Source organism: Streptomyces sp. NPDC048484, from assembly GCF_040651415.1.
Classification (GTDB): Bacteria; Actinomycetota; Actinomycetes; order Streptomycetales; family Streptomycetaceae; genus Streptomyces.
This window is the reverse complement of sequence record NZ_JBEZJY010000082.1, coordinates 1-24,487: the sequence shown is the minus strand read 5'-3', so window position 1 is coordinate 24,487 and position 24,487 is coordinate 1. Positions and strand designations below refer to the sequence as shown.

The window sequence follows — 24,487 nt, the reverse complement described above, 5'->3', positions numbered from 1 at the left end:
GTCCATCACGGCCTTTGGGTTGATCGACTGTCGACTTCAGCGAGAAGACACGATCACGCAAAGGCCGCCCAGCTGTCAGGCGAACGACGAACCCCGCCAAGAAATGATCTTGGTGGGGTTAATAGTCAAGCTAAGAACTCCTAACAAAGTGAGAGGTTGACCAGTCGGCGCCAGCAGATGATGCCGCAGGCCAGGCTGAGGAAAACTTCGTGGATGTCGTCGCGGATCTCCCAGCGGATGCGCAGTCGGCGGAACCAGTGCAGCAGCGCAAAGCTCTGCTCGACCACCCAGCGGTGCACGCCCAGTCCGGAACCGTGCTCGACGCCGCGCCGCGCGATGACCGGAGTGATCCCCAGGGCCCGCACCTGCTTGCGGTACTTGTCGTGGTCGTAGCCGCGGTCGGCGAGGTGCCGGGCGGCAGCACCGACGAGGACTGTCTCCACCTGAACGTCACCACGCCCGGCGGCACAGGACCCGCGCGCCCCCGGCCGGTGATCGTGTGGTCGTCGGGCGCATTGCGGATGCGGCGCATCGTCACCGCGACCTGCTCGCCCGGATCTGCACTCTGGCCGCCGACCCGCCCATGGTCCCGGGCGACGGGAGTCCGACTGTCAGCTGGACCCCGCTACAGACCGACCTCACTGCCGTTGATCCTCATGACCGCGCCGCGCCCCACGCCGCTGACGTCTCGAAGCCCTGCTCAGCGAGGTCATAGGCGTAGCTGATCAGAGGCCCGACCGCCACCCGGCCGGGCACAATGCCAGGTTGATGGACGTCTGGGTGATACCTCGGGTGGGCGAGGGCTTACCGGTTGTCCGTCGTGTCCTGCCAGGGGCGCCAGCGGCCGGTGTCGTCGACGGTGCCGAGTTGCTGGTCGGCGAAGTGCACGCCGAAGCCGAAGACGTCGTCCTGGGAGAGGAATTCCACGAGCCGGCGGCGTGAGGTCTCGGCCTGGGCCCGGTCGTGGTCGAGGACGACTTCCCAGTCGGGGTGCATGGTCTGGACGGGAGAGTGCATGGCGTCGCCGAAGGCCACGATTCGGCGGCCGTCGCCGGTGTCGAGGATGAAGGCGGTGTGCCCGGGGGTGTGTCCGGGCAGCGCCCAGGCACGTACACCCTCGGTGATCTCGGTTCCGTCGGCGACGGCGGTGGTTCGTTCGCTCTGTCCGGCGAGCCGGGGTCCGTCGGCGGGGTCCAGGCCCCGCAGTTCTCCTTCCCCGACGATCCAGCGCGCGTGGGGGAACAGGCTGCGCGGGTCGTCGACGGCGTCCGGCCTGGCCCATCCGGTGTGGTCGTGGTGCAGGTGGGTGAAGGCGACCGTCTCCAGCGTGGCCGGGTCGACGCCCAGGCTTCGAAGGTGATCGGGGAGGGTCTGTACGTGGTCGAAGCCGTGCTGGAAGTGTTCCAGCTCCTCGCCCGAGATGGTGCCGTGGCCCGCGTCGAGGAGCAGGCGCTTCCCACGACGCTCGACGAGCAGCGCGCCGCATCCCATGGCCAGGTGGCCCGCATCCGTCATGTGGGGGCCGTGCTCCGTCCAGTCCTCGTGGGCGGAGGCGGGGTAGACCCGGGTGGGGATCATGTGGACGCCGGCGTCGGGGACGTAGGTGATGGTGAGGTCGCCCATGGTCCGTGTCCACAGGTGCGGCAGGCGGCCCCCCGAATCGTCGGCGGGATCGTACTGGAGGTGTGCGGTGGTGGTCTGCTCGCTGGGGGGCATGGTGGGTCCCTTTCGTCGTACGTGAGTGAGGGCGCAGGGGTGCGGTCCGTTCACGGTGTTGTGAGTACGCGGATCGGTGCGCCGGCGGCGTAGGCGAGGATGTCGCCGAGTGCGTCGCGGTAGAAGGTCTCGTAGGCGTCGGCGGTGACGTAGCCCAGGTGTGGGGCGAGGACGGTTCGCGGAGCGCTGCGCCACGGCGAATCGGTGGGCAGCGGCTCGGTGAAGTGGACGTCCAGGGCGGCTCCGCCCAGAGTCCCGGCGTGCAGCGCGGCCAGCAGTGCCTGCTCGTCGACGACTGGGGCGCGGGAGGTGTTGATCAGCAGCGTGTCCGGCCGCATGAGGGCGAGTTCGGCAGCGCCGATGAGGCCGACGGTGCGTGGGGAGAGTCGGACGTGGAGCGTCACCACGTCCGAGGTGGTGAGTAGTTCCTGTTTGCTGGCGGGGGTGACGCCCATTTTTTTCGCGTGCCCGGGGTCAAGGTGGGCGCTCCAGGCGACGACGTCCATGCCGAAGGCGACTCCGACCTGGGCCACGCGGCTGCCCACGTTGCCGAGGCCGATGACGCCCAGACGGGCGCCGTGCAGGTCGCGACCCACGGTCTGTTGCCAACCGCCCGCGCGCAGGTTGCGGTCCTCGGCGGGGAGCGAGCGGGTCAGGGCGTGCAGGAGCCCCCAGGTCAGCTCGGCCGTTGAGGTCAGTCCCGCGGGGCGGGTGCCGGACACCACGATCCCTTGCCGCGCGGCAGCGGCCGTGTCGATGGCGGCGTTGGCCGGGCCCGTGGTCACCAGCAGACGCAGGTTCGGCAGCTGGTCGAGCACCTCTGCGGGGAAGGGGGTGCGCTCACGCATGGCTACGACCACGTCGAACGGCCGCAGTGCGGCGACGACCTCCTCAATGCCGCCCAAGTACTCGGAGAAGCAAGTGAGTTGGGTCCCCTCGGGCAGGGAATCCCAGGCGGCGTACCGGTGTGCGGTGCGCTGGTAGTCGTCGAGGATCGCCACTCGGCGGATCTCAGGCATGAGCGGTCTCCTGGACGTCTGCGCGGTATGTGCCCGGGGAAGAGGGGGCGGTTGCGTGGGCGGCTTCGTCCGCTGACGGGTCGGGGAGTGGTTCCGCGGGGCTCGGGCGGAAGAGTTCCACGGTCCAGATCGCGAGGCCGATCAGTGCGATCACCGCGCCGAGCGCGGCGATGCCCGCCCAGCCCACCAGCGGATACAGCGCAGCTGTCAGGGCGGACGAGACGGTACTGCCGGCGAACGCGGAGACCATGAGCGCTGTGGTGACCCGGCTGCGGGCGTGCGGGATGCGGCGGTACAGGACGCTCTGGTGGCTGATCAGCAGTGCCTGCTGGGCCAGGTTCAGCGCCACGATGCCGACCATCAGCGCGCTCAGGCCGAACGGACCTCCTTGGCCGGCGAGGGCGAGCACGGCCCAGCTGCCCGTCAGCACGATCAGCCCGCCGGTGGTCACCTGGCGGCCACGGCCGCGGTCCGCCAACCGGCCTGCCACTGACGCGACGGCGGCGCCGACGACCCCGACCAGACCGAACAGGCCGATGACCGCGGGACCGTACCCGTAGACGGGTCCGGCCAGCAGGAACGACGAGGCGGTCCACAGGACGGTGAAGCCACCCATGCCGACCGCGGCCAGAGCCATGCGCCTGCGCAGCAGCGACTCGGTGCGCACCAGGGTCACCACCGAAAGCAACAGCCGGGGATAGGGCGTCTTCGCGGTCGTCGGGATACGACGCAGAACCAGGCGCAGGGTGATCGCAAGCACCACCATGACGAACGCCGCGAAGACGAACACCAACCGCCAGTTCCCGAATTCGGCCAGCGCCCCGGCGACGGTCCGCGCGAGCATGATGCCGATGAGCAGGCCGCTCATGACTGTGCCCACCACCGCGCCACGTTCATGGTCGGCGGACAACGAGGCCGCCATCGGCACCACGATCTGCGCCACGGCGGAGGTCACCCCGACCAGCGCGACCGCGGCGTAGAGCGCGCCCACTGAGGGAGCGGCCGCCGCACCGAGGAGAGCGATGGCACTCAGGGCGAGCAGTCCGCTCACCAGCCGGCGCCGCTCCAGTACGTCACCCAGAGGCACCAGCAGGGCCAGCGAGAGCGCGTAGCCGATCTGCGACGCCGTGACGATCAGCCCTCCGGCTCCCTCGGAGACCCCCAGCGCCTGGGAGATGACGGGCAGCAACGGCTGCGCGTAGTAGATGTTCGCGACGGCCGCGCCACACGTCACTGCCAGCAACAGCACCATCGCGCGGCTCAGTGGGGAGGGGACGTCGACGCCGCCCGTCCCGAATTCTGGATCGTTCATGCCGATATGCTTGCTCGGGCTCGGCATGCCGGTCAAGCTATTTCGGATTGATTGATCCATAAGTGATCGAGGTCACTGTGAGCCGTCGGTGCGCGGACGTTTGAGTGCTTGGCGCTTTGTGGAGCAGTTGGTCCAATATGGGAGGCAGAAAAGCGCTCCCGTAGCGGAACGCTCGTCTTGTGATGCAGGAGGTTCACATGCCGCCGGCCGGCCGTCCCCGCACCTTCGACATGGAGGCCGTACTGGAGGCCGCGATGCTGCTGTTCTGGGAGCAGGGGTACGAAGCGACCTCCCTGGCACAGCTGCGCGCCGCCACCGGACTGTCCTCCGCGAGCCTGTACGGCGCCTTCGGCTCAAAGGAGGGACTGTTCAAACAGACCGTCGGGCACTACATGCAGGGGCCGGGCCGCGCCGCCGATGCCATTGAGGACCGAACACTCAGCCCGCGAGAGGCCGTGGCCGGCATGCTGCACGGCTCGATCGACATGCAGGCCGACTCGTCCCACCCCACCGGCTGCCTCATCGCCCTGTCCGGCACCATGCGGCCGCCGGGGGAAGAGCACGCCAGCGTATGCGCGACCGTATCGGCGCGGCGAAAAGCAGACCGGGTGCGCATCAGGGCGTGCGTGGAGCGGGGCGTCACCGCGGGCGAACTCGCTATCGACATCGACATCGACGGCGTGACCACCACGATCCACTGCTTCCTCCTGGGGATCTCCACGCAACTGCGTGACGGAGTGCCCGCAGCGGCTCTGCACTCGGCGGTCGACATGCTGCTCGGCAACTGGAGCTGCGGATAGTGCAGCCGGCCCGCCGTGTGCGGAGGGGGCGCCCGTGACCAGGTACTGCTGGGGTGGATCAGTGGGCGAAGGCGACGGATTCAGCGAGATCCTTCTGCGTTTCGAGCGCGGTGAGACATTCGTGGATGGCGGCGGCGAGCTTGGCGGGGTCACCGGTGAAGACGTTCTCGTCCGCGGTTTCGAGATAGCGCCGGGTCTGGCCGACGGCATTGTCGCGGTAGACGGTCGTTTCGATGGTGTATTGGCGGGCCGAAGCGAAGCCGGTGCGGGTGGCGCCGGGCTCGACCAGAGTGAGGTGGATGTTGAAATCGGAGGCCTCGCGGCTGACGCTCTCGGTGAAGCCCTCCAGCCCCCACCTGCCCGCGTGATAGGAGCTACCCTCGGAGCCGACAACATCGCCAAGACCACCCGGGCGATCCGCGACGAACCCCAACGAGCACTCCCCATCCTGGGCATCACCAACAATCCGGACGCCCACGGAACTTGATCAAGCCCTGCGCGTGCCACCCGTGAGGGCGCTCTCTACCTCGACGCGGTGGCGCACGCTCAGCACTGCACCTCGGAGTACCCCAGCATCGTGAACGGTTCCATTGCGGCAGCCGTGCGCGGTTCGTTCGGCGATGTCCGGTTCACTGACCGCACCCGGGGCAGCGAGTTGTTCGTGAACCCGTTGATGTCCCTGTACTTCGCCTTCGACCTCCCGGGCCTGGCAGCCCGCTGCCTCTACCTGGACCGGATCGAGGACACCCACCTGATGCGCCAAGTCCACTCGCGGATTGCCGAGTTCCGCGAATCCATAGTCACTCGCCCACCCCACCGCTTCCCGCACTGATGCCCAGGCTGACGGTGCGCTGTCGGTGCCATCGCTACGTCCGCCAGGAACGGCGCACGGTCAGCGAGAATTCAGGAGCCACCAGTTCTCGGTTGGCTGTGAATCATCCATCTCGTGCGACCCGCAGTGCGAACTCCCTGCGCATACACGACTTACCAACACGCGAGTCCGCCGGTACCAAGACGCAGACCGTGCTCTCAAGCGGCACTTCGCGGCGTCGCCGATTGACGAAGCGAAGCCGCGCCGCGGTGAGACACCAGATGGCTGAGACAGCCCGACAGGTCACATAACGCTGTCCAGGGCGGTCGCGTCCGGCAGCTGCGCGGCCCCGGCCCGATCTCAGGGAAGCCGGGTGCCATCTGGGTGCCGCGCCGTGAGCGCAGCACCACCTGGCCGCCGTCGACGGAGAGGGCCGCCCGGAAGCCGTCCCACTTTGGGTTCCGCGGCCGATCGCGGCGGCAGGGCGGGGCTGCGCACCGTGGTGGTGAGCATCGGTTCCGGCAGGCTCCACGTCATCTGGGATGCTTTCCACTACGGTCGCGCCATGACCGACGCCCTCCCCGCACCACGTGGGAGTACTGCCTGTCCGCTGCCGATGAGCTGGTGCTGTGGCACATGCGGCAGGGGGAAGACGTCCCGAACGCTGACCGGCCGCAGGTGGTGGCGTTGATCGGCGCCGCCGCGCACGGCCTCGCCTCCAGCATTTCCCTGGAAGGGCCCGCGGTCGCCGGTCTTACGCTCACCGGCCCCGATGAGAGCCGGTCCGCCAGCATCCGGGGTGTCCTGCAGCACCACGCCCTGGCCGCCCTCCGGTCGTGCCCGTACGAGGTCCTGGGTGCTGCGGAGCGCGAGCACCTGCACCCTGATCTGCTACCGCAGACTCACCAAATGAGATGACTTCTTAAGGACGGCGTCGCCGCGCATCCACATCGCCCGGCGGTGGTCGCTGGCGGCGCAGGCGAGAGCGGTGACGGCCTCCAGGCAGTCGCGGCGGATCGCCTCGCCGTGGCTGACGCGTACCGACCGTTCGGCGGCGCGCTCCTGGAACCGGCCGCTGACGATCGAGCCGCGGACGTTACTCGTGACGACAGGGCGAAACGGACACGCCTACGGCCCTCGGCTCGCTGTCGCGTACACGATGAGGTTGTCGACAGGGTGCCCCTGCGCGTCGAAGTCGCCGTCGCACGTGATGAGCCGTAGAGCACGTTCCTGGGTCGGCCCGTAGACCTTCTCCGTCGGGAAGGCGTTCTTGGCGACGCTCTCCGTGGTCGTGACGGTGAAGTGGAGGGCTTTTCCCGTCTTGTCGGTGACGGTGATGTCCGCACCCTCCTTGACCTTCTTCAGGTCGTGGAAGACGGCCTCGCCGAAGCGGGTGTCGTTGTGGCCGATGATGACGGCCGCGCCGATCTCACCGGGCACCGCACCGCCCGTGTACCAGCCCGCGGTCATCCCCTCCTCGGCCGGCGGGACCTGGACCGTCCGGTCCGTGTTGAGGCCCAACTCCATCAGCGAACTGGTGATCCCCACGGAGGGAACGGCCACCTCGGCAGGGGCCGCCGGAGCGTCGACCGCAGGCCGCTCGGACTTCGGAGCGCCCGACGCGGCGGTGGGGGCGGCCCGGACCGTCGGGTCGGGGCCGGACGAACAGCCGGTGAGCAGGGTGACGAGGGTCAACAGGGTGAGGGTCGCGAGGCGGGCCCGGGACAGGGCCGGACGGTGTGCAGGGGGCAACTCGGGCTCCAGAACAGGGTGCGAGGGTTCGCCGGAACGCACAGGGCGCCGCCTGGTGAAGGGCGGCGCCACCGTTTCGTACGAGAGGTCGTGCTGCCGGGTCAGCCTTCGCGGCGGGCGGTGGTGCGGCGGCGCAGTACGTAGGTGCCAGCGCCCGCGAGCAGCAGCGCGCCGGTGGCCGAACCGATGAGCGTGCCGGTGTTGTCGTCCTGGGCGGGGGCCTCGCCCGCGGCGACACCGCCACGCGGGTAGTCCTTGCCTCCGGCCTTCTGGGCTGCGGCGGCCTTCCGGGCCTCGGCCTCCTTGAGCGTCCTGGCGTCCTCGGCCTTCTTCTTCGCCAGGGCCTCCTTGTCGGCCGGGGTCGAGTCGGTCGCGCCCGGCGTCGGAGTCGGGTCGGTGGCGAAGGCCGCGGTGGCCGGGACGAGCAGCGCGCCGGCCGCGACGCCGGTCAGGACAGCGATACGCAGCGGGCGCAGGGTGAGACGGCGGGACATGTGAGGGCTCCAGTTCCAGCCCGGCTTGGTCGTTCCTGGTTGCCGATCCGCACCAGGTTCCGGGCATGGCTTCACCCTGACGGCCACTTGTGAGGAAACTGTCAGAGCGCTGTCGTCATCCCATCAGGGTCGACCGGGGCCCTCCGCTTTCCGTGACTCGGCTGTCGGCAGCCGCAGGGTGAAGGTGGCCCCTTCCCCCTCCGTGCTCGCCACGTCCACCGTGCCGCCGTGGGCCTCGGCGAGCTTGAGGACGATCGCCAGGCCGAGGCCGCTGCCGCCGGTGCTGCGATTGCGGGACTTCTCCGCCCGCCAGAAACGGTCGAACACGTACGGGAGGTCGCCCGCTGGAATGCCACTGCCGGTGTCGGACACCTCCACGGCGAGCTCGTCCCCCGGGTCGGTGACGTACCGGCGCAGGGTCACCGTGCCGCCGGCCGGGGTGTGGCGCACCGCGTTGGAGAGCAGGTTGCTGACGGTCTGCCGCAGCCGTACGGGGTCGGCGTCGAGGAGCGGTGGGTGAGGGGTGCCCGGCGGCGGTGTCAGGACCGTGAGGGTGACGCCCGCCGTCTCGGCCAACCCCTGGTGCGCGGCGGCGACCTGGCCGAGCAGCTCGTCGATCCGTACCGGCTTCCGGTGCAGCCGCAGGGCGCCCGCGTCGGCCGCGCCCAGGTCCTGGAGGTCGTTGATGAGGTGCTGGAGCTGCACCGCCTCCTCCAGGAGCGAGGAGACGAACGCGGGGTCCGGCACGGCAAGTCCGTCGTGGGCCGCCTCCAGCCAGCCCCGGATGTTGCTCAGCGGCGTTCGCAGCTCATGGGCGACATCGCTGACCATCACCTTGCGCTGCTCCTCCAGGCGGGCCCGGTGCGCGGCCATGTCGTTGAAGGCCGCCGTCAGCCGTCCGATCTCATTGTCGGAGACGACGGGCACGGGCACCGGCGTCGCGTCCAGGCCCTCCCGCATGCGCTGGGCGGCGCCGGTGAGCGCGTGCAACGGGCGTACGAGCCTGGCTCCGGCGAGCACCGAGGCGCCGACGGTGAGGGCGAGGACCAGGGCGGTGACACCGGCGATGCGTGCGGTGTTGGCGCGGGAGAGGTCGAAGCCAGGCACGCCGGCGGCACCAGGGCCGTCGATGAACAGGAGTGCGGACTCGGCGACATAGCCCGTGAGCTGTTCCCGGCGGGCGCTTTCGACACAGTTGGCCACGGCCCGGTCGTACGCGCTGTCGCGGATCTCGGCGGGGGCGTAGTCGAGTGCGCCGCCGGAAGCCGCTTTGCGTTCGGCCGTCGCGGCGTCCTCAGCAGCCTTCTTGGCGGCCAGGGCCTTCGCCTCCCGATCGCTGAGGCCGTCCTCGGCGCCGGAGACCGCGTCGTCCCGCCCGTATGCGTAACTCCGGTCCCAGGACAGGTCCAGGTTCAGTTTCACGGCGGTGCGACCCTGCCGTTTCAGACAGGCGTCAGCCAGTTGGTTGAGGGCGCTCAGGGCCTTCCGCTCGGTCGCGCTGGGACCGACCGGGTAGGACGCAAAGCACTTGGCCTCCATGTCACGGTCGGTGACGCTGTCGGTCCCCCCCTCGGTCTCGTCGCTCACGAACTGGACGCGGGGCCGTCCGCCCGGGCTCTCGACGACGTCGGCGGCGATACCCATCTGGCTGAGGCACTCCGCCCTCCCGGCGGCGGCCTTCCGCAGTGTGTCGTGTTCCTTCGCGGGCAGCCGGAAGGGCCCCACGGCCCGTGGATCGACGCGGTCGGCGCCGGCCTTGGCCGCGTCGGGCACCAGCACGGTGTCGACGGAGCGTGGATCCACGACCGCCGAGGCCTGCTGAGCGAGCAGATCGTCGGACGAACCGCCGCCCGCTGAGCGCGAGTCGGCCGAGTCCACGATCGGGCGTCGGCCCGGCGTGGTGAGCACGATCCGGCGCCCGGACTCCTGGGCCAGATCTCGCACGGTGGTGTCGACGCCGTCCCAGTCGGGGTGGGTGGCCGCGTAGCCGAGGAGGGTGTTGTAGATCTTCGCGTCGGACTTGAGGTTCTGCCCCTGCTCCTGGCGGATCGCGACGGAGGTCGTCTGCACGGCCAGCCAGGCGGTCGCGGCGACCGAGCACGAGGCCACCAGCGCCGTCACGGTCAACAGCCGCCCCGCCAGGCTCTTGCGCAGCGGCAGCCGGGCGGCCCCCGCCGCACTTCCCCTGTCAGGACGACGCATGGCGCAGGTTCTTCGCGGGGTCTGTGAGTTTGTAGCCGACGCCGAAGACGGTGATGAGGCGGGCCGGCCGTCGTGGGGCGCGCTCGATCTTCTTGCGCAGGTTCATGACGTGCACGTCGACGGTCCGGCCGCTGATGTACTTGTCGAAGCCGTGCAGCTCGTCCAGGAGCCGTGCCCTGGTGAAGACCCGGCCGGGCTCGGCCGCCATCGCCGCGAGGATACGGAACTCACCGGGCGTGCACTCGACGGGCGTCCCGGCGACCGACACCTCGTGCCGCGAGGGATCGACCCTGAGCGCGCCGACCGTCAACACCTCGTCGTCCGGGGCCGCTTCGGGCTCCGAGGCGGGAGCGGGGGCGGGTACGGTCGCCGGAGCCGGGTCGGGGCCGCGCCGGTTGCGGCGAAGCAACGTCCTTACCCGGGCGGTGAGTTCACGCGGACTGAACGGCTTGGTCATGTAGTCGTCGGCGCCGAGGTCGAGTCCGAGCAGCAGATCGTCCTCGGTGCTGCGGGCCGTCAGCATCAGCACCGGCACCTCCCGGCGTTCGGCGCGCAGGATCCGTACGACGTCGAGACCGTCGGCCCCGGGCATCATCACGTCGAGGACGACCAGGTCGGGTTCCTGGTGCCGGACCGTCTCGAGAGCCGTCCGGCCGTCCTCGACGACCGTGACGGCGTGACCCTCGTGCTCCAGGTAGCGGCGCACCAGTTCGGCCTGCTTCGCGTCGTCTTCGGCGACCACAATGTTTGCGCACACGCCGCAGATCGTAGCGGCCGCCGGCGCCGGGAGGTCGGAAGTGTCCTTACCGTGAGGGCGGTTCGGTGGTGGACAGGCGAGGGTGCAGGGCTGCCGTCGAGCGCCCCGTGAGGTCGAGGAGCAGCTCGGCGAAGAGGGCGTCGCCCCACCCGAACCAGGGGCGGGTGAAGGTCGCGGCGACGTCGACGTGGAAGCTCTCGTGCCAGTTCCTGGCCGGCGCCCCGCACCTGGTGCGCCAATACGAACGGCGCTGTCAACTTGGCTGACGGGCTGAGTCCCTGGGACGATTCTCGGGTCGTTGGGCATCGGGAGGGGACGCCGTGGCGCCGTCTTACAAGGGTTTCACCGGGGCGCATCCCGGTCAGGTAGGCGATGACGATGAAGCACGCCGTGCCCAACTGGCGCATCAGGAAGCCTGTTTCGGTGTAGTCGACGGCCTCTCTCCAAGGAGTGCCGCCGAGTTTGCCGGTGACCGGGACACGGAGCGGACAGGGGCCTGGCCGGTCCGGGGCGGCCTGCCGCCAGCCGCGCTCACGGGTGGTGCTATAGACCTGGCCCAGGGAGGCGCCGGTGAGCGCGGCGATATAGGCGCCCGCGATCGTGGTTCTGCCCAGCCACTGTGTGGTCGGAATCGGCAGCTGACCGGCGTCGACGCAGTCCATGAAGGCCCGAAGAGCGGACCGTGAGGCGGGAGTGGCGATGTTGGCGGCGGCCGCCGCGCGCAGCCGGTTGTGTTCGGCCCAGGCGGCCAGGATGTCGTCGCTGAACTCCTCGACCGTGCGAATGGCCCATACGAGTAGCGGGCCCATGGTCTGCTCGGCGATCGCCTCGGCAGCGATTTCGCCGCCCGGCGTCGCCGCTGGCAGGTAGTCGTCCACCCCCTCGGTCTCCCACGGCGGGCAGCCGATTCCGCTGGGACGGCCGCTGAGCTGGTCGAAGACCCACAGCCGGGTCAGCGACGACAGCACGCTGTGCACCGTGATGCGGGCCGCCCTGCTGTCGCGCACGTGACGGCCGTACTCGCCCAGTACCTGCGTGGTGCAGGCGCTCAGTGTGGTGATGCCCTGGTCGGTGAGCCACACGGCCAGCTGGCGCCAGGTCCCGATCGTCTGACAGAGCGACTTGGGTGACTGGCGCGAGCGCCAGGTGGGATGGCGCTCACGCAGGAACACCGCGGGCAGTTCGCCATTGATCAGCGTCCAGGCGGCCAGCCGCATCTCCTCCCGGAACGTGTCGGGGAACGAGGGCCAGTGGATGGTGCTGTGTGTGACGCCCGGGTTGGCGTTCATGGGGACCAGCGGCCAGGCCGGCGCCGCGTAGCGCGCGATGGGGCCGGTGTAGCCGTCGACGATCAGATGGGTGAGGATGACGGGGGTGTCCGGTCCGGGAAGAACGAGGGTTGGAGCAGGGGCTGGGCTGGTCGTCACGGGGCGAGGTCTCCGTTGAGCAGCAGGGCGATGAGTTCGCGGTCGGTGTCGGTCACGTTGGCCAGGGCGCGGGTCCACACCGCGGCGCCGAGCTGGCCCTTGAGGTGTTCCAGGCGGGCGTGCCCGTACTCCCACTGGCGCTGCCAGTGCCCCGGGTCCAGGGCCGTGCGCAGGTTGTCGAGTGCGTGATGCAGGTGGGCCAGGCGGCTGTGGTGGGCGGGGTGGATCCGGGCGTTGAGGCAGGCCAGGCACATCAGGAACGAGGCCGAGCAGCCTCCGCCGGGGCCGGGATAGGGGCTGTTGGCGTAGTCATGGCAGTCGGCGGTGGCCGTCGGCTGATCGGCCGGATCGGCTCCCTCACGCAGTTCGGCGGTGAACACGGTCGCGTGGGCCTTGGCCACGGCAGCTTCGGCTGCCTCAGCGATGACCGGGATCGCGGCCTGGTGGACCTGGGGATCGGTCAGCGCGTAGACACGGTCGTGCGTTGCCTGGCTGTTCTGTCCGGGAGCGCGCCGGTGCAGCGTGTTCACCGTCCGCCGCCCCCTGCGAAACGGCGAGGAAGAGAAGCCGTGTTCGGTCGCCCAGCTATTGGCCGTACAGCCAGAGATACCGAACCCGAACACTCCGATGCCCGACCTCCTGCCGGTCTCGTCCTGCGTGCGGTCGTTCAGCGGGGCCTTGGCGGAGCGCCAGATCAGGAAGCGGTTCGTGCCGGGACTCAGTACGTGCACGGCCGCGCGGGCGAACACGGTGGCCTCGAGCGCCTGCGTGATGAGCCGCCCGGGGGAGGAAGGCCCGTCGTCGGTGAGGTTGCGGGTCTCGAAGTACCGGCCGGTGCCCCGCTTGTGCTTCTCCAGTTCGACCCGGTAGATCCGCGGGCCGTCGCTGCCGGCGTCCGGCGCCGCTTGCGGCACCTTCAACCGGTTGATCACCGAGAGGTTCCAGCCGTGCTCGGCCAGCAGCAGCACCCCCAATGCGACCGCTCCATCCGGGTCAAGAACAGCCGCTGCCAGGTGTGCTCGGGCCGCTCCCCGCCCAGCACCCGTGCATAGCGGGCGAGCACCCGGCCGCGCTGGCGAACCCGGGTGTCGTGGGGTGCCTCACCCGTCCGGGCCAGACAGTCCAGCGCCTCACCTCGCAGCCATGCCTCGCTGCCGCGAGTGAACGCCCCCGACCGCCATTGGGCGACGTGGCGGGCGTTGTCGGTGATCCGCAGGTGCGCAGTACGGAACATCCGCCGCGCTGTGGTGACGATCGCGTCGAACTCGGCATCCTGGAAGGAGACTTCCTTCGTCGTGGGCTGCAGGACACGCCGGGCGAGCGCTTCCCGCGCCGCCGCGGACAGCCGGGGGTCGTCCAGTAGCAGCCCCCGGACGGTGGTGATCTGGCGGTAGCCGAAGCGGGTGTTCGGCCGGCTGAGCCTCCACTGCTTCCACACCCCAGCGGTCAGCTGGTCGAGGTCGGCAACCGGTGCGTCCAGCGTGGCCAGGTGCGCGGTGAACGCCTGCAAGGGAAGCCAGAAGTACCTACTGCTGTGGTGCGAGGTCCACCGGCTCGGCACACACCGCGCAGCGAACAGGCGGGCCAGCGACCGGCGCAGGGCATCCGCGACCGGCAGAGTACGGAAGTCGTAGACCGCGACGGCCCCCGCTCGGTCTCGGTGCTCGACGACGAGGCCGTCGTCCATCAGAACCGGTGGCCTGCGCACCGGCGTGGTCGGCAGCGACGCCGTGCGCCCGCGCCGGCTCATCCCGCCGCCCGCGGGATGACCTGCAGCTTGGCGTCGATGTCCTGGATACCCTCGGCTTCCCGCGCCAGACGCGCGAACACCTCATCCAGCCCCTGGGGCCGGCACCGCGTTCTCGCGGAACGGCGGCGCGGTGGCCAGCAGCGACTTCTCTGTCAAGTTCAACGTGTTGAGTGCTGGCCGAGCCGAAAGGGGCGAAGAAGCTGACCGCTGAGGACCGGCGCGGCCTGACCGCGCTGTCTGGCCCAACCTCAACCTGTACGGCACCTTCCGACGCCTCGACCCGGATCCTGCCGTCGCCGTACCACGGCCCCGCAGACCGGCGGACGCAGACGGCCGGTCTGGCGTGCGCCTGGCCTGATGCGGTCCTGCGCAGCGCGGGGTCGCTTCGTCGTCAGCGCGGCTTACTGAGCGACGGACCGGTCGAGCTGTGCCAGAAGTACGCGGTGGCCATCTGTGACCGGCTGCCGTCGCACATGTCCATGGTTGCCGGGGCGGGCGATGACGAGCAGGCTTCACCAACGCTGGGCGGTGCCCAGATGGTGGCGGACCGGTAGTCAGGCCGGGTTCGACGTGCCGGTGACGACGTCCAATGCGTGGCGGCGGTGGGCGGCGAAGAGGGGGAGGGCGGCCTGGGGGTCGCGGGCGCGCAGGGCTGTGGCCAGCGCATGGTGCTCCTGGGGGATGCAGCCGAGGTAGCCCTCGGTGCTGAGGCCGATGCGGGTCAGCAAGAACAGGTGGACCTGGCAGCGGATGGTCTCCCAGGCCGCGACGAGACGCTGGTGGCCGGTGGCGGCGAACACGTCGTCGTGGAAGGCGATGTCCAGGCGGACCATGGCGTGCGGGTCCGTCGTGCGGTCCATCACGCCGGCCGCCTTCTCGATGACCGCGAGGTCCTCGTCCGAGGCGTGCGCGATGGCCTGTTGGACGGCGAGATCCTCAAGCGCGCCGCGCAGGCTGTCGAGCTCGGCGACATCCTCGGCGGACAGCGTCGTGACCACGGTGCCCCGGTGCCAGGCGCAGTGCACGAGTCCCTCGCGCTCCAAAACGCGCAGAGCCTCACGCACCGGGCCCCTGCTGACCTGCAGCACGCCGGAGAGTTCAACCTCTCGCAACGGTGCTCCGGGGGCGTATGCACCGCTGAAGATCGCCTCCCGGATCCGGTCGGCGACCTCGTCGGCCAGTCCGCGACGGCGGGCGGGGGCCACCGCGCGATCTCCTGTGAATTGCGTCTTCTCCATGTCGTGATGTTAACATTCAGTCGTTGTCGGAATGTTAACATTGTGACAACAGAGTGGCCGGTCGTTCGTCCAGCCAGGAGAGAGGCGTTTTCCATGAAGGTGTTCCAGATCGGTGCCGCCGGAGGTGTTGGCAAGAGGCTCGCCGGCCTGTTGTCCGAGCGCGGTGACGAGGTGAGCGGCATGCACCGGAGCCCGGCACAGGCCGACACGATTCGCGCGACCGGTGCGGCGCCTGTGACCGGCGACCTGATCGCCGACTCTGTGGACGAGCTCGCAGGCAAGCTCGCCGGGCACGACGCAGTGGTGTTCTCGGCCGGCGCCCACGGAACCGGCATGGACAAGACCACGCTCATCGACGGCAAAGGCCTGGAGAAGGCAGCCGCCGCGGCCGAGGCCGCCGGAGTCGCACGCTTCGTTCTCGTCTCCGTGTTCCCCGACGCCCTGCGCGGCGAGGGAGCGTCCGCAGGCTTCGAGCACTACGTCAAGGTCAAGAAGAGTGCCGACGTCTATCTCACCCGCACCGGCCTCAACTGGTTGATCGTCCGCCCGGGCACGCTGCTGGACGGACCGGGTACTGGGCGGGTCGCCGCCGGGCCTGCCCTCGAGTACGGCGACGTGCACCGCGACGATGTCGCCGCGTTCATCGACGCCGCCCTGCACCAGCCCGCCCTCAGCCGCGTCATCGTCGAGCTGACCTCCGGCGACACCTCTGTCGCAGACGCGGTCGCCCGCCTCGCTGCCTGAGCCCGGCAGCCACCCCACCCACCCCTGCATCCCCCACCAGAGAAGGACAGTCACCATGACGGCCATCGATTCCTACAGCCACGGCGTCTCGGGCGAGCGCGAGTTCGGCTTCGCCCAGGCCATCAAGGTCGAGCACACGATCTATGTCTCGGGCCAGCTCTCCCACGACGAAGAGGGCAACTTCCTGCACCCGGGCGACTTCGAGGCCCAGACCGAGCAGGTCTTCGCCAACTTCGAGAAGGTCCTCGCCCACTACGGCGCCACCCGTAACCAGGTCGTCTCCGAGACCCAGTTCATCGTGGACCTGCCGAAGTACAACAACGCGATGGCGGCCGCCAACCTGGCCTACTTCGGCGATCACCGCCCCACCAGTAGCACCATCGGCGTCGCCTCGCTGTTCTTCCCCGGTCAGCTCATCGAGACCAACTTCGTCCTCGATACCCGTCTGCCCGTCTGATGGCACAGGCGTACTGGAGCTCAGTCTTCACCAGCTCCGCAGACCAGACATGGGCCGTCGTCCGGCAGTTCAACGGCCTGCCCGACTGGCACCCGGCCATCCGGGCGAGCGAGATCGTCGGGGGCGGCAACGGGCTGACCCCCGGTGCGGTCCGCCTCCTCACCGGGACGGACGGCAGCACCTACCAGGAACGGCTCGTGGGGCTGGACGATGCCGAGCGGAAGCTGAGTTACGAGATCGTCGAGGCACCGCTGCCGGTCCGCGGCTACCGCTCGACGCTGCACGTCCAGGCCGTCGCCGACACCGGCGGCGCCTTCCTCAGCTGGCACGCCACCTTCGAGCCGGCCGAGGGCACCACCGCCCAGGAAGCCGCCACGGTCCTTGAAGCGGCCTACGCCCCGGCCATCGCGGGCCTCCACACGATCATCGCCTGACCCCGGACGGCAGCCGCCCCGTCCGGGGTCATCGATCACCGACCACGAAAGAAGCACCCCCGCATGAGTTCCCTGTTCACCCCCTTCACCCTGCGTTCCCTTCAGATACCCAACCGGGTCTGGATGTCCCCGATGTGCATGTACTCCGCCGCCCCCGAAGGCCCGGACACCGGCGCGCCGACCGACTTCCACCTCACCCACCTGGCCTCGCGCGCTGCTGGCGGCGCCGGTCTGGTCATGGCCGAGGCCACCGGCGTCCGGCCCGACGGGCGCATCAGCCCCTGGGACCTGGGTCTGTGGAACGACCGCCAGCAGGAGGCGTTCACCCGCATCACCGAGGCCATCAAGGCCCACGGCGCCGTCCCGGCCATCCAGCTCGCCCACGCGGGCCGCAAGGCGTCGGTGGACAAGCCCTGGTTGTCCGACCGCTACCTGACCGAGGACGAGAACGGCTGGCAGCCCGTTGCCCCCAGCCCGGTCGCGTACGACGGACTCGCTGTCCCGCACGAGTTGAGCGTGAAGGAGATCCAGCAGCTCGTACGTGACTTCGCCGACTCCGCCCGGCGCGCGCTGGCCGCCGGGTTCCAGGTGGTCGAGGTGCACGGCGCCCACGGCTACCTGATCAACTCCTTCCTCTCCCCGGCGTCCAACCAGCGCACCGACGCCTACGGCGGCAGCTTCGAGAACCGCATCCGCTTCGCCCTGGAGGTCGTCGACGCCGTCCGCGCCGTGTGGCCCGAGGACCTGCCGGTCTTCTTCCGCACCTCGGCCACCGACTGGCTGACCGAGAACCCCGAGGACGAGCGCGAGGGCTGGACCGGCGAGAACACCGTGCGCCTGGCCAAGGAGCTCCACGCCCACGGCGTCGACCTGCTGGATGTGTCCACCGGCGGCATGGTCCGCGACGCCAGGATCGTCGCGGGACCCAACTACCAGGTGCCGTTCGCCGCCCAGGCCCGCAACCAGGCTGGCATTCCCACCGCCGCCATCGGCATCATCACCGAGCCGCAGCAGGCGGAGGAGATCGTCGCCTCAGGTAAAGCAGATGCCGTGTTCCTTGGCCGTGAACTGCTGCGCAATCCCTACTGGGCCCAGCACGCCGCACTCGAACTCGGCGTCGAGCCCCGCTGGCCCGACCAGTACGCCTACGTCGTCAAGCGCCGCAAGCACTGAGCCTGCCCGGCCTCCCCTCCACACACAGCTGTTCCGCCCCCGCACGGTGCTGTGCTGAATCACTCCAATTGGGAGATCCCCATGAACCACCTGCAGGACAAGGTCGTCGTCATCACCGGCGCCTCCTCCGGTATCGGCGCCGTCAGCGCCAAGGCCCTCGCCGCCCGCGGCGCCAAGATCGTCGCCGCCGCCCGTGGCCAGGAAGACCTCGACCAGCTGGTCGCCGACATCGAGAAGTCCGGCGGCACCGCAGCCGGCCGGCTCACCGACGTCGCCGACGCCGCGGACATGCAGGCGCTGGCCGACTTCACCGTCGCCACCTACGGGCGTGTCGATGTCCTCGTCAACAACGCCGGCCTGATGCTCTTCTCGTACTGGAAGGACCTCGCGCTCGATGACTGGAACCGGATGCTCGACGTGAACATCCGCGGCTACCTCAACGGTGTCCACGCCGTCCTGCCCGTGATGCTCCGCCAGAAGTCCGGCCACATCCTGAACATGGACTCGGTGGCCGGTCACCAGGTCGGCGACGGCGCCGGTGTCTACAGCGCGACGAAGTTCTTCGTGCAGGCCATGACCGAGTCGATGCGCAGGGAACTCGGCGTACGCGAGGGCATCAAGGCGTCCACGATCAGCCCTGGCGTCATCGACACAGGCTGGGCCGAGAAGGTCACCGACCCCGCCGGACGCAAGGCCGCCCAGGAGCTCAACGCCATCGCGATCAGCCCCGAGTCCATCGCCGACGCCGTCGTCTACGCCCTCGACCAGCCCGCAGACGTCACCGTCAACGACCTCGTCATCTCCCCCACCCGCCAGAACTGGTAAGCGCCAGGCAATCCACGCCGCACGGAAGGAATCCCAGTCCCATGACCGGTCTCGCCTCCCCCATTCCCCGCTTCCACCTCGCGGTCCCGGTCGACGACCTGGACGCCGCCCGACGCTTCTACGGCGGGGCACTCGGCCTGGAGCAGGGCCGCAGCGCCGACACTTGGGTGGACTGGAACCTGCACGGCCACCAGTTCGTCACCCACCTCGCCCCGGCCCGCACCGAACAGATACACAACCCGGTGGACGGCCACGACGTCCCCGTGCCGCACTTCGGGCTGATCCTGGCCATCGACGCCTTCCACCGGCTCGCCGACCGGCTGCGCGCCGCGGACACCGCCTTCGTCATCGAGCCCTACGTGCGCTTCGCAGGCGAAACCGGCGAGCAGTGGACGATGTTCCTGCTCGACCCGGCCGGCAACGCCCTGGAGTTCAAGGCGTTCGCCGACGACTCCCAAGTGTTCGCCACGCCATGACTCCGGGACCCTGCGGCGTGCCCCGGCCGTGAACTGGCAGGTACACCAGCTGTCAATGGGCTGGTGGCTCAACGACCGGGACAGGCGTAGCACGGGTCTCGGCCAAGAGGCCGCCGCTGCTACTGATCCACGTCTCAACCAACCCGGCGCAAGCGCGCCGCAACCTCAGACTGGAGACACAACATGTCGAAACCAACCTATGTCGCTGACCACATCGCCATCACCGAAGTACTGGAAAAGTACAACCAGGGCGTCGCCAAGGCCGACAGCTCGATCATGAAGCCCGCGTTCGCCGCGGAGGCGACGATTTTCGGCGTGGAGAATGGCAAGCTCTCCGGCGGTGCGATCACGGGCCTCTACCAGGGAATCGACAGGGATTTCCGCCCCTCGCCGGAAGGCCGCGCCGTGATCGCTTACATCAACGTGACCGGCACTGCAGCCAACGCGCGTGTCGATACCAACGATGTCTCCGGCCTGTGCTTCACCGACTACTTCAACCTGCTGAAAGTCGATGGCACGTGGAGCATTGTCAGTAAGATCTACCACACCAACGACGCGCCGAAATCGTAGCTGCGCTCACGGCCGGGCGGGCATGAGCTTCCCCCGTCGCGGCGGACGTGTGGCGTGAGTTGACCTTGAGGTTGCCGGGAAGGAACCGTCCGGGCCTGAAGGCGAGCGACGTCGGCCTGGAGTTCCTCACCGGCGCACTGAAGGGCTCACACGACCCCTCCGGCATCGTGTTCACCGTGCCGGCGGCGATGGCCGGCATTGAGCGCGAGTGCATCAGCGACCGCACCCTCCAAGGCCACGAGCCCGCCCGCAAACGCGGCAAGGCCATCGGCGGCGCGGGCGTCATGCGGGTGCTCCGCGAACCTGACGAGCAGGCCGTGGTCTCGACAGGCGCATGACCCCGGTCGCTACTTTGCGCCGTGGGCCAGGTCGACCTGTGGCCGCCGGCGCCCCGGCGCGGTTGCCGGCGGCCGCAGGAGGCGCCGATGGCACGACTCATACGCACCTGACCAGCACACTTCCCTTTTTGTCCATATGGGACTTTAAAGTGCATACTGTTGCATTCGGTGTGCTTCTTTTACGGTCGGAAGCGACAAGAACCCCACTGAACGACAGGGATGATCTTTCGTGTCCGCACACCTTTTTGACCCGCTCACGATCCGCGACGTGACCTTCCGGAACCGGATCGCCATGTCCCCGATGTGCATGCACTCCGCGGACGCCCAGGGGCACGCCAGCGACTTCCACACGGTGCACTACGGCGCGCGTGCACTGGGCGGTGCCGGCCTCGTGATGCTGGAGACGGCGGCGGTACTGCCCAACGGGCTGATCGGTCCGGGCGACCTCGGCATCTGGAGCGACGACCACGTCGCAGGCCTGTCGGGCATCGTCGAGGTGATCCATGGTTTCGGCGCCAGGGCCGGCGCCCAGATCGGCCACGCGGGGCGGCAGCTCGGCGTGGAGTCCGAGACCGCGGTGGCCCCCTCACCCATTCCCTTCAGTGACGGCTCACGCGTTCCCCGGGAGCTCGGCGTCGGGGACATCAAGGAGGTCATCGAGGCGTTCCGGGCTGCGGCGGCACGGGCGAAGGCCGCCGGATTCGACGTGCTCGAGGTGCACACGGCGCACGGCTTCCTGCTCAACGAGTTCCTCTCGCCCCTGGCCAACCACCGCACGGACGAGTACGGAGGCAGCCGGGAAAACCGCTACCGGATCGTGCGGGAGACCATCGACGCGGTGCGCGGCGAGTGGGACGGCCCGCTGTTCGTCCGCATCTCCTCGACCGACTATGCGCAGGGCGGGAACGTTCCGGAGGACTTCGTCACCTACGGCAGGTGGATGAAGGAGCAGGGCGTCGACCTGATCGACGCCTCATCCGGCGGCATCGCCCCGGTGAAGGTGCAGTCCTACCCGAACTACCAGGTGCCCGCCGCGGAGCTGATCCGCAGGGAGGTGGGAATCAAGACCGGTGCCGTCGGCCTGATCGAGAGCGGCCGCCAGGCCGAGGAGATCCTGCAAAACGACCGCGCCGACCTCGTGCTGGTCGGCCGGGAGATGCTGAAGGACCCCTTCTGGGCCCGGACCGCCGCGGACGAGCTGCGCGCCGCCATCGAGGTCCCGTTGCAGTACACCCGCTACGGGTCGGCCTGGCAGCGCTCGCAGCCCTCGCTGCCCGCCGCGCCGATGGACGCCACGGTCTCCTGACCGGTTCCGCCCGGCCCCGAAATCACCCCCGGGGCAAGGACACCGAACTCGCTGCCGCCGCCCGGGGCCGGGGCGGACGCTCCCGGCACGGGCGGCGGACCGGCCCCGGGCCCGGAGGGGAGGCCCCTCAGGGTCCGGGATACTCGACAAGGCAGCACGACTCGGAGGTGCCCCATGCCGCGGACGCGATCGTTTGACGACCTGCCGGGCTGCGCGATGGAAGCAACAGTCAAGATCATCGGCGGGAAGTGGAAAGGTGTGATCCTTTTCCATCTGCTCGAGGGGACCATGCGGTTCAACGAGCTGCACCGCCAGATGCCCGGCATCGCTCCGCGCCTGATGACCAAGCAACTGCGTGAACTGGAGCAGGACGGTCTGGTGCAGCGAACTGTCTACCCGGTCGTCCCGCCCAAAGTGGAGTACGCCCTGACCGAGGAGGCACGTTCGATGGAGCCGCTGCTGCTCGGACTCAACAACTGGGGCGAGCAGTGGCTGGCCCGACGCGGCATCGTCCTGCCCGATCCCAAAGACGCGCAGGAGAAACCCTCGACCGCCACGCCGCCGGCGCCGCCCGAGGCCTAGTTTGACCCCGTCGGAAATCTCGAGGTTCCCCGGTGCGGGTACATGATCAGCAGGCAGGCCCACTGCCGCGGTGCAGTTCGACCCAGCTGGTGAGGCGCACGTGGTCCGTCCGTCCGGATTCACCGGCGGCAAGGGTGTGCACCGGGGCCTTTGACCCGATCGCAGGCCCCGGCGCCGAAACTCTCACTCAGGGCATCGCCCCCAGTGGATACGCGGTTCTCTACGGCGCCCTCGACCCGCGCACCGCCCCGCTGCCCAACGCGCAGTCCTTCCCCGCGCTGAACATCAGCACCTACACCCTCTTCGAGATCACCTCCGGCCCCGAGCGGCTCCGTCGCGCCGTCGCGTTCATCAACGCCGGACTCGCCCCGGGCTCCTTCACCCCGCCGTCGACAAGACCTTCGACCTGACCGACATCGCCGAGGCCCACCGCTACATGGAGGCCAACGGCCAGGTCGGCAAGATCGTCGTCACCGTCACCCACGACGGCACCACTTCCTGAGACCGGCCGCGCCGCAGCGGCGAGGACACCGTTCCCGCCCCGCCACTGGCGCGGTCCCGTGCCCCGGCCGTTTCCCCTGGCCTCCCTCCCCTCAGATGCAAGAGAAAGGAGCACGTGTCATGCGTGCCTGGCAGCTCGAAGACTTCGGCCTGGACAACCTCCGCCTCGCGGAGCGCCCCACCCCCAAGCCCGGTCCCGGCGAGATCCTCGTGAAGGTCTCCGCGGTCTCGCTGAACTTCCGTGACAAGGCGATCGTCGACGGGGTCTATAACCCGGAGAAGATGCCGAAGAACCTGATCCCGGTCAACGACACGGCCGGCGTGGTCGCCGAGGTCGGCCCGGGTGTCACTGAGTGGCAGGTCGGCGACCGTGTCATGTCGCACTTCTACTCGCACTGGCTCGACGGCGCCCCGGCGCGGGACGAACCCGACTGGCAGCTCGGCGGCCCGATCGACGGCGGACTTGCCGAGTACATGATCCTCGAGGCGAACTCGGCCGTGCTGACGCCGGCCAACCTCACCGACGAGCAGGCCGCGACCCTGCCCATCGCCGCGCTGACGGCCTGGTTCTCCCTGGTCGAGTACGGCAACCTGAAGCCCGGCCAGTCCGTCCTGGTCCAGGGCACCGGCGGCGTCTCTCTGTTCGCCATCCAGATAGCCAGCGCGCTCGGCGCCCGCGTCATCGCCACCTCCAGCAGCGACGAGAAGCTGCAGAAGGCGGCCGCCCTGGGCGCCTCCGACCTGATCAACTACCGCACCACCCCGGACTGGGCCGAGAAGGTACGTGAACTCACCGACGGACAGGGCGTGGACCAGGTCATCGAGGTCGTCGGCGGCGACAACCTCAACCAGTCCGTCCACGCCACCCGGGCCGCCGGCCACATCGCCCTGGTCGGCTTCCTCGGCGGCATGACCGCCCCACTGGACGTCCTGTCCCTGCTCTATAGCCAGGCCGCCATCCGCGGCATCGCCGTCGGCCACCGCCGCGCCTTCCTCGACATGAACGCCTGGATCGAGAAGAACGGCCTGGACCCGGTCATCGACACCGTCTACGCCTTCGACGACGCGATCAAGGCATACGAGCACCTCGCCCGCGGCGCCTTCGGTAAAATCGTCATCCGCGTCGCCAACTGAGCTGCCCCGCCCGGCAGGCCCGACCGGATCACACGAGGCCGGGCGGTATAGGCGGGGTGGCATCAACAGTCCTCGGCTGCGGCAGGGCCCGGACCACTCCGGTGCCCTGCGCCAGGCGCTGGTGAAGCTGGCTGTTCTCAGCCGTGGACTGGTGCAGGGCGCCAACCAGCGCCTCGACGTCGGCTCTGAGTCGGGCGATCTCCTGGGCGTCCGCAGCCCGCAGTTCCTTCAGTCTTCGCACCTGCCGGCGCAGCCGGCGTTCGCAGTCAGGCATCTGCCCGCGGGCGCGAACCTGGTCGTAGAAGCCGTTCTTCAGGTCGGGGTGGCGCTGAGTGAGGGCGTTGCGGGGGACCTGGGCCTCGGCCACGAGGGCGACGATCGTCATCAGAGGGCGTTCTGCGAGTGCTCGGCTGACTCGTAGTACTTGATGGCAGGTTGTCCGGTTCCGGGGCTTCACGGCGGGCCGGGGATGCGGTGCTCTGGTGGGCGTGGACGGGCGCGAGCCGTACCCGAGTGACCTGTCGGATGAAGCCTGGGAGCTGATCCGGCCGGTCATCGCCGCGTGGAAGGCCAGGCACCCGTCGGTGAGCGGGCACCAGGGCAACTACGGGATGCGGGAGATCGTGAATGCGATCCTGTACCAGGCCCGCACCGGCTGCCAGTGGCGCT

29 protein-coding genes and 2 pseudogenes are annotated in these 24,487 nt (G+C 69.4%); 17 read left to right on the top strand and 14 right to left on the bottom strand.

Going from position 1 to position 24,487, the window contains the following annotated elements:
- Window positions 1–140: 140 nt before the first annotated feature.
- From AB0D14_RS42750 to AB0D14_RS42735, 4 genes and pseudogenes are all read right to left on the bottom strand, one after another.
- Window positions 141–404, bottom strand: a pseudogene (locus AB0D14_RS42750) (IS5/IS1182 family transposase); the annotation flags it as partial.
- 400 nt (window positions 405–804) lie between these two features.
- The gene (locus AB0D14_RS42745; protein WP_362790295.1) at window positions 805–1,716 is read right to left on the bottom strand and encodes an MBL fold metallo-hydrolase; all 912 of its coding nucleotides are present in this window, start codon (window positions 1,714–1,716) and stop codon (window positions 805–807) included.
- A gap of 50 nt (window positions 1,717–1,766) precedes the next feature.
- Window positions 1,767–2,735: a D-2-hydroxyacid dehydrogenase family protein gene (locus AB0D14_RS42740; RefSeq protein ID WP_362790293.1), complete on the bottom strand. Its 969-nt coding sequence runs from the start codon at window positions 2,733–2,735 to the stop codon at window positions 1,767–1,769.
- The gene (locus AB0D14_RS42735; RefSeq protein ID WP_362790290.1) at window positions 2,728–4,047 is read right to left on the bottom strand and encodes an MFS transporter; all 1,320 of its coding nucleotides are present in this window, start codon (window positions 4,045–4,047) and stop codon (window positions 2,728–2,730) included. The genes AB0D14_RS42740 and AB0D14_RS42735 overlap by 8 nt, the downstream gene beginning before the upstream one ends.
- Window positions 4,048–4,244: 197 nt before the next feature.
- Between AB0D14_RS42735 and AB0D14_RS42730 the strand changes: the two genes are divergently transcribed.
- A complete protein-coding gene (locus AB0D14_RS42730; RefSeq protein WP_362790288.1) occupies window positions 4,245–4,847 on the top strand; it encodes a TetR/AcrR family transcriptional regulator in 603 nt (200 codons plus the stop codon).
- 58 nt (window positions 4,848–4,905) lie between these two features.
- On the opposite strand, the gene AB0D14_RS42725 is transcribed toward AB0D14_RS42730, so the two are convergent.
- Complete coding sequence (locus tag AB0D14_RS42725) at window positions 4,906–5,280, bottom strand: hypothetical protein (protein WP_362790286.1); 375 nt, start codon at window positions 5,278–5,280, stop codon at window positions 4,906–4,908.
- Between the two features lie 144 nt (window positions 5,281–5,424).
- Here AB0D14_RS42725 and AB0D14_RS42720 point away from each other — a divergent pair, with 144 nt between their 5' ends.
- The gene (locus AB0D14_RS42720; RefSeq protein WP_362790284.1) at window positions 5,425–5,679 is read left to right on the top strand and encodes a hypothetical protein; all 255 of its coding nucleotides are present in this window, start codon (window positions 5,425–5,427) and stop codon (window positions 5,677–5,679) included.
- A 1,107-nt stretch (window positions 5,680–6,786) separates the two neighbouring features.
- Here AB0D14_RS42720 and AB0D14_RS42715 read toward each other — a convergent pair.
- The 7 genes and pseudogenes from AB0D14_RS42715 to AB0D14_RS42685 form a co-directional block, all read right to left on the bottom strand.
- Window positions 6,787–7,410, bottom strand: coding sequence for a class F sortase (locus tag AB0D14_RS42715; protein ID WP_362790281.1), 624 nt, complete (start codon window positions 7,408–7,410; stop codon window positions 6,787–6,789).
- Between the two features lie 101 nt (window positions 7,411–7,511).
- On the bottom strand, window positions 7,512–7,904 hold the full coding sequence (locus tag AB0D14_RS42710) for a sortase-dependent protein (RefSeq protein ID WP_362790278.1): 393 nt from the start codon (window positions 7,902–7,904) through the stop codon (window positions 7,512–7,514).
- Between the two features lie 123 nt (window positions 7,905–8,027).
- Entirely contained in the window at window positions 8,028–10,106 is a 2,079-nt protein-coding gene (locus tag AB0D14_RS42705) for a HAMP domain-containing sensor histidine kinase (RefSeq protein WP_362790275.1), read from the bottom strand.
- A complete protein-coding gene (locus AB0D14_RS42700) occupies window positions 10,093–10,863 on the bottom strand; it encodes a response regulator transcription factor (protein ID WP_362790273.1) in 771 nt (256 codons plus the stop codon). The genes AB0D14_RS42705 and AB0D14_RS42700 overlap by 14 nt, the downstream gene beginning before the upstream one ends.
- 46 nt (window positions 10,864–10,909) lie before the next feature.
- A pseudogene (locus AB0D14_RS42695) lies at window positions 10,910–11,026 on the bottom strand (hypothetical protein); the annotation flags it as partial.
- A 1,260-nt stretch (window positions 11,027–12,286) separates the two neighbouring features.
- Window positions 12,287–13,264: a hypothetical protein gene (locus AB0D14_RS42690; protein ID WP_362790271.1), complete on the bottom strand. Its 978-nt coding sequence runs from the start codon at window positions 13,262–13,264 to the stop codon at window positions 12,287–12,289.
- Entirely contained in the window at window positions 13,219–14,040 is an 822-nt protein-coding gene (locus AB0D14_RS42685; protein ID WP_362790269.1) for a hypothetical protein, read from the bottom strand. The genes AB0D14_RS42690 and AB0D14_RS42685 overlap by 46 nt, the downstream gene beginning before the upstream one ends.
- A 170-nt stretch (window positions 14,041–14,210) precedes the next feature.
- Here AB0D14_RS42685 and AB0D14_RS42680 point away from each other — a divergent pair, with 170 nt between their 5' ends.
- Window positions 14,211–14,594, top strand: coding sequence for a hypothetical protein (locus AB0D14_RS42680; protein WP_362790266.1), 384 nt, complete (start codon window positions 14,211–14,213; stop codon window positions 14,592–14,594).
- On the opposite strand, the gene AB0D14_RS42675 is transcribed toward AB0D14_RS42680, so the two are convergent.
- Entirely contained in the window at window positions 14,595–15,278 is a 684-nt protein-coding gene (locus tag AB0D14_RS42675) for a GntR family transcriptional regulator (protein WP_362790263.1), read from the bottom strand.
- A gap of 93 nt (window positions 15,279–15,371) precedes the next feature.
- Here AB0D14_RS42675 and AB0D14_RS42670 point away from each other — a divergent pair, with 93 nt between their 5' ends.
- The 13 genes from AB0D14_RS42670 to AB0D14_RS42610 all read left to right on the top strand — a co-directional run bounded on the left by AB0D14_RS42670 (window position 15,372) and on the right by AB0D14_RS42610 (window position 23,818).
- Entirely contained in the window at window positions 15,372–16,022 is a 651-nt protein-coding gene (locus tag AB0D14_RS42670; RefSeq protein ID WP_362790260.1) for an NAD(P)H-binding protein, read from the top strand.
- A 55-nt stretch (window positions 16,023–16,077) separates the two neighbouring features.
- Window positions 16,078–16,479 carry a RidA family protein gene (locus AB0D14_RS42665; RefSeq protein ID WP_362790257.1) on the top strand — a complete coding sequence of 134 codons (402 nt, stop codon included), beginning with the start codon at window positions 16,078–16,080 and terminating at the stop codon, window positions 16,477–16,479.
- A complete protein-coding gene (locus tag AB0D14_RS42660; protein WP_362790255.1) occupies window positions 16,479–16,913 on the top strand; it encodes an SRPBCC family protein in 435 nt (144 codons plus the stop codon). The genes AB0D14_RS42665 and AB0D14_RS42660 overlap by 1 nt, the downstream gene beginning before the upstream one ends.
- 63 nt (window positions 16,914–16,976) lie before the next feature.
- On the top strand, window positions 16,977–18,086 hold the full coding sequence (locus AB0D14_RS42655; protein ID WP_362790252.1) for an NADH:flavin oxidoreductase/NADH oxidase: 1,110 nt from the start codon (window positions 16,977–16,979) through the stop codon (window positions 18,084–18,086).
- Window positions 18,087–18,167: 81 nt separating this feature from the next.
- The gene (locus AB0D14_RS42650; protein ID WP_362790249.1) at window positions 18,168–18,911 is read left to right on the top strand and encodes an SDR family oxidoreductase; all 744 of its coding nucleotides are present in this window, start codon (window positions 18,168–18,170) and stop codon (window positions 18,909–18,911) included.
- A gap of 41 nt (window positions 18,912–18,952) precedes the next feature.
- Window positions 18,953–19,387 (top strand): VOC family protein, encoded by a 435-nt coding sequence (locus AB0D14_RS42645; RefSeq protein WP_362790247.1) that lies wholly within the window; start codon window positions 18,953–18,955, stop codon window positions 19,385–19,387.
- A 183-nt stretch (window positions 19,388–19,570) separates the two neighbouring features.
- Window positions 19,571–19,957, top strand: a complete 387-nt coding sequence (locus AB0D14_RS42640) for a nuclear transport factor 2 family protein (RefSeq protein WP_362790244.1) — start codon at window positions 19,571–19,573, stop codon at window positions 19,955–19,957.
- Window positions 19,958–20,028: 71 nt separating this feature from the next.
- On the top strand, window positions 20,029–20,295 hold the full coding sequence (locus AB0D14_RS42635) for a recombinase family protein (RefSeq protein WP_362790241.1): 267 nt from the start codon (window positions 20,029–20,031) through the stop codon (window positions 20,293–20,295).
- A gap of 229 nt (window positions 20,296–20,524) precedes the next feature.
- Complete coding sequence (namA, locus tag AB0D14_RS42630; RefSeq protein ID WP_362790238.1) at window positions 20,525–21,601, top strand: NADPH dehydrogenase NamA; 1,077 nt, start codon at window positions 20,525–20,527, stop codon at window positions 21,599–21,601.
- Window positions 21,602–21,775: 174 nt separating this feature from the next.
- Complete coding sequence (locus tag AB0D14_RS42625; protein WP_362790235.1) at window positions 21,776–22,183, top strand: helix-turn-helix domain-containing protein; 408 nt, start codon at window positions 21,776–21,778, stop codon at window positions 22,181–22,183.
- A 134-nt stretch (window positions 22,184–22,317) separates the two neighbouring features.
- Complete coding sequence (locus tag AB0D14_RS42620) at window positions 22,318–22,593, top strand: hypothetical protein (RefSeq protein WP_362790232.1); 276 nt, start codon at window positions 22,318–22,320, stop codon at window positions 22,591–22,593.
- Window positions 22,590–22,685: a hypothetical protein gene (locus AB0D14_RS42615; protein WP_362790298.1), complete on the top strand. Its 96-nt coding sequence runs from the start codon at window positions 22,590–22,592 to the stop codon at window positions 22,683–22,685. Before AB0D14_RS42620 ends, AB0D14_RS42615 begins: the two co-directional genes overlap by 4 nt.
- Before the next feature lie 119 nt (window positions 22,686–22,804).
- Window positions 22,805–23,818 carry an NAD(P)-dependent alcohol dehydrogenase gene (locus AB0D14_RS42610; RefSeq protein WP_362790229.1) on the top strand — a complete coding sequence of 338 codons (1,014 nt, stop codon included), beginning with the start codon at window positions 22,805–22,807 and terminating at the stop codon, window positions 23,816–23,818.
- A gap of 28 nt (window positions 23,819–23,846) precedes the next feature.
- Here the strand turns inward: AB0D14_RS42610 and AB0D14_RS42605 are convergent, their stop codons facing one another.
- Window positions 23,847–24,203, bottom strand: a complete 357-nt coding sequence (locus AB0D14_RS42605; protein WP_362790227.1) for a hypothetical protein — start codon at window positions 24,201–24,203, stop codon at window positions 23,847–23,849.
- 103 nt (window positions 24,204–24,306) lie between these two features.
- On the opposite strand from AB0D14_RS42605, the gene AB0D14_RS42600 reads away from it, so the two are divergent.
- Window positions 24,307–24,487: transposase (locus AB0D14_RS42600; RefSeq protein ID WP_362790224.1), on the top strand; the 181-nt coding region annotated here is incomplete at its 3' end.

Excerpts from the sequence above, each read along its gene's own strand:
- AB0D14_RS42745 (WP_362790295.1), bottom strand. The coding sequence starts at position 1,716 with ATGCCCCCCAGCGAGCAGACCACCACCGCACACCTCCAGTACGATCCC.
- AB0D14_RS42740 (WP_362790293.1), bottom strand. The coding sequence starts at position 2,735 with ATGCCTGAGATCCGCCGAGTGGCGATCCTCGACGACTACCAGCGCACC.
- AB0D14_RS42735 (WP_362790290.1), bottom strand. The coding sequence starts at position 4,047 with ATGAACGATCCAGAATTCGGGACGGGCGGCGTCGACGTCCCCTCCCCA.
- AB0D14_RS42730 (WP_362790288.1), top strand. The coding sequence starts at position 4,245 with ATGCCGCCGGCCGGCCGTCCCCGCACCTTCGACATGGAGGCCGTACTG.
- AB0D14_RS42710 (WP_362790278.1), bottom strand. The coding sequence starts at position 7,904 with ATGTCCCGCCGTCTCACCCTGCGCCCGCTGCGTATCGCTGTCCTGACC.
- AB0D14_RS42705 (WP_362790275.1), bottom strand. The coding sequence starts at position 10,106 with ATGCGTCGTCCTGACAGGGGAAGTGCGGCGGGGGCCGCCCGGCTGCCG.
- AB0D14_RS42685 (WP_362790269.1), bottom strand. The coding sequence starts at position 14,040 with ATGAGCCGGCGCGGGCGCACGGCGTCGCTGCCGACCACGCCGGTGCGC.
- AB0D14_RS42675 (WP_362790263.1), bottom strand. The coding sequence starts at position 15,278 with ATGGAGAAGACGCAATTCACAGGAGATCGCGCGGTGGCCCCCGCCCGC.
- AB0D14_RS42670 (WP_362790260.1), top strand. The coding sequence starts at position 15,372 with ATGAAGGTGTTCCAGATCGGTGCCGCCGGAGGTGTTGGCAAGAGGCTC.
- AB0D14_RS42665 (WP_362790257.1), top strand. The coding sequence starts at position 16,078 with ATGACGGCCATCGATTCCTACAGCCACGGCGTCTCGGGCGAGCGCGAG.
- AB0D14_RS42660 (WP_362790255.1), top strand. The coding sequence starts at position 16,479 with ATGGCACAGGCGTACTGGAGCTCAGTCTTCACCAGCTCCGCAGACCAG.
- AB0D14_RS42655 (WP_362790252.1), top strand. The coding sequence starts at position 16,977 with ATGAGTTCCCTGTTCACCCCCTTCACCCTGCGTTCCCTTCAGATACCC.
- AB0D14_RS42650 (WP_362790249.1), top strand. The coding sequence starts at position 18,168 with ATGAACCACCTGCAGGACAAGGTCGTCGTCATCACCGGCGCCTCCTCC.
- AB0D14_RS42645 (WP_362790247.1), top strand. The coding sequence starts at position 18,953 with ATGACCGGTCTCGCCTCCCCCATTCCCCGCTTCCACCTCGCGGTCCCG.
- AB0D14_RS42640 (WP_362790244.1), top strand. The coding sequence starts at position 19,571 with ATGTCGAAACCAACCTATGTCGCTGACCACATCGCCATCACCGAAGTA.
- AB0D14_RS42625 (WP_362790235.1), top strand. The coding sequence starts at position 21,776 with ATGCCGCGGACGCGATCGTTTGACGACCTGCCGGGCTGCGCGATGGAA.
- AB0D14_RS42610 (WP_362790229.1), top strand. The coding sequence starts at position 22,805 with ATGCGTGCCTGGCAGCTCGAAGACTTCGGCCTGGACAACCTCCGCCTC.
- AB0D14_RS42605 (WP_362790227.1), bottom strand. The coding sequence starts at position 24,203 with ATGACGATCGTCGCCCTCGTGGCCGAGGCCCAGGTCCCCCGCAACGCC.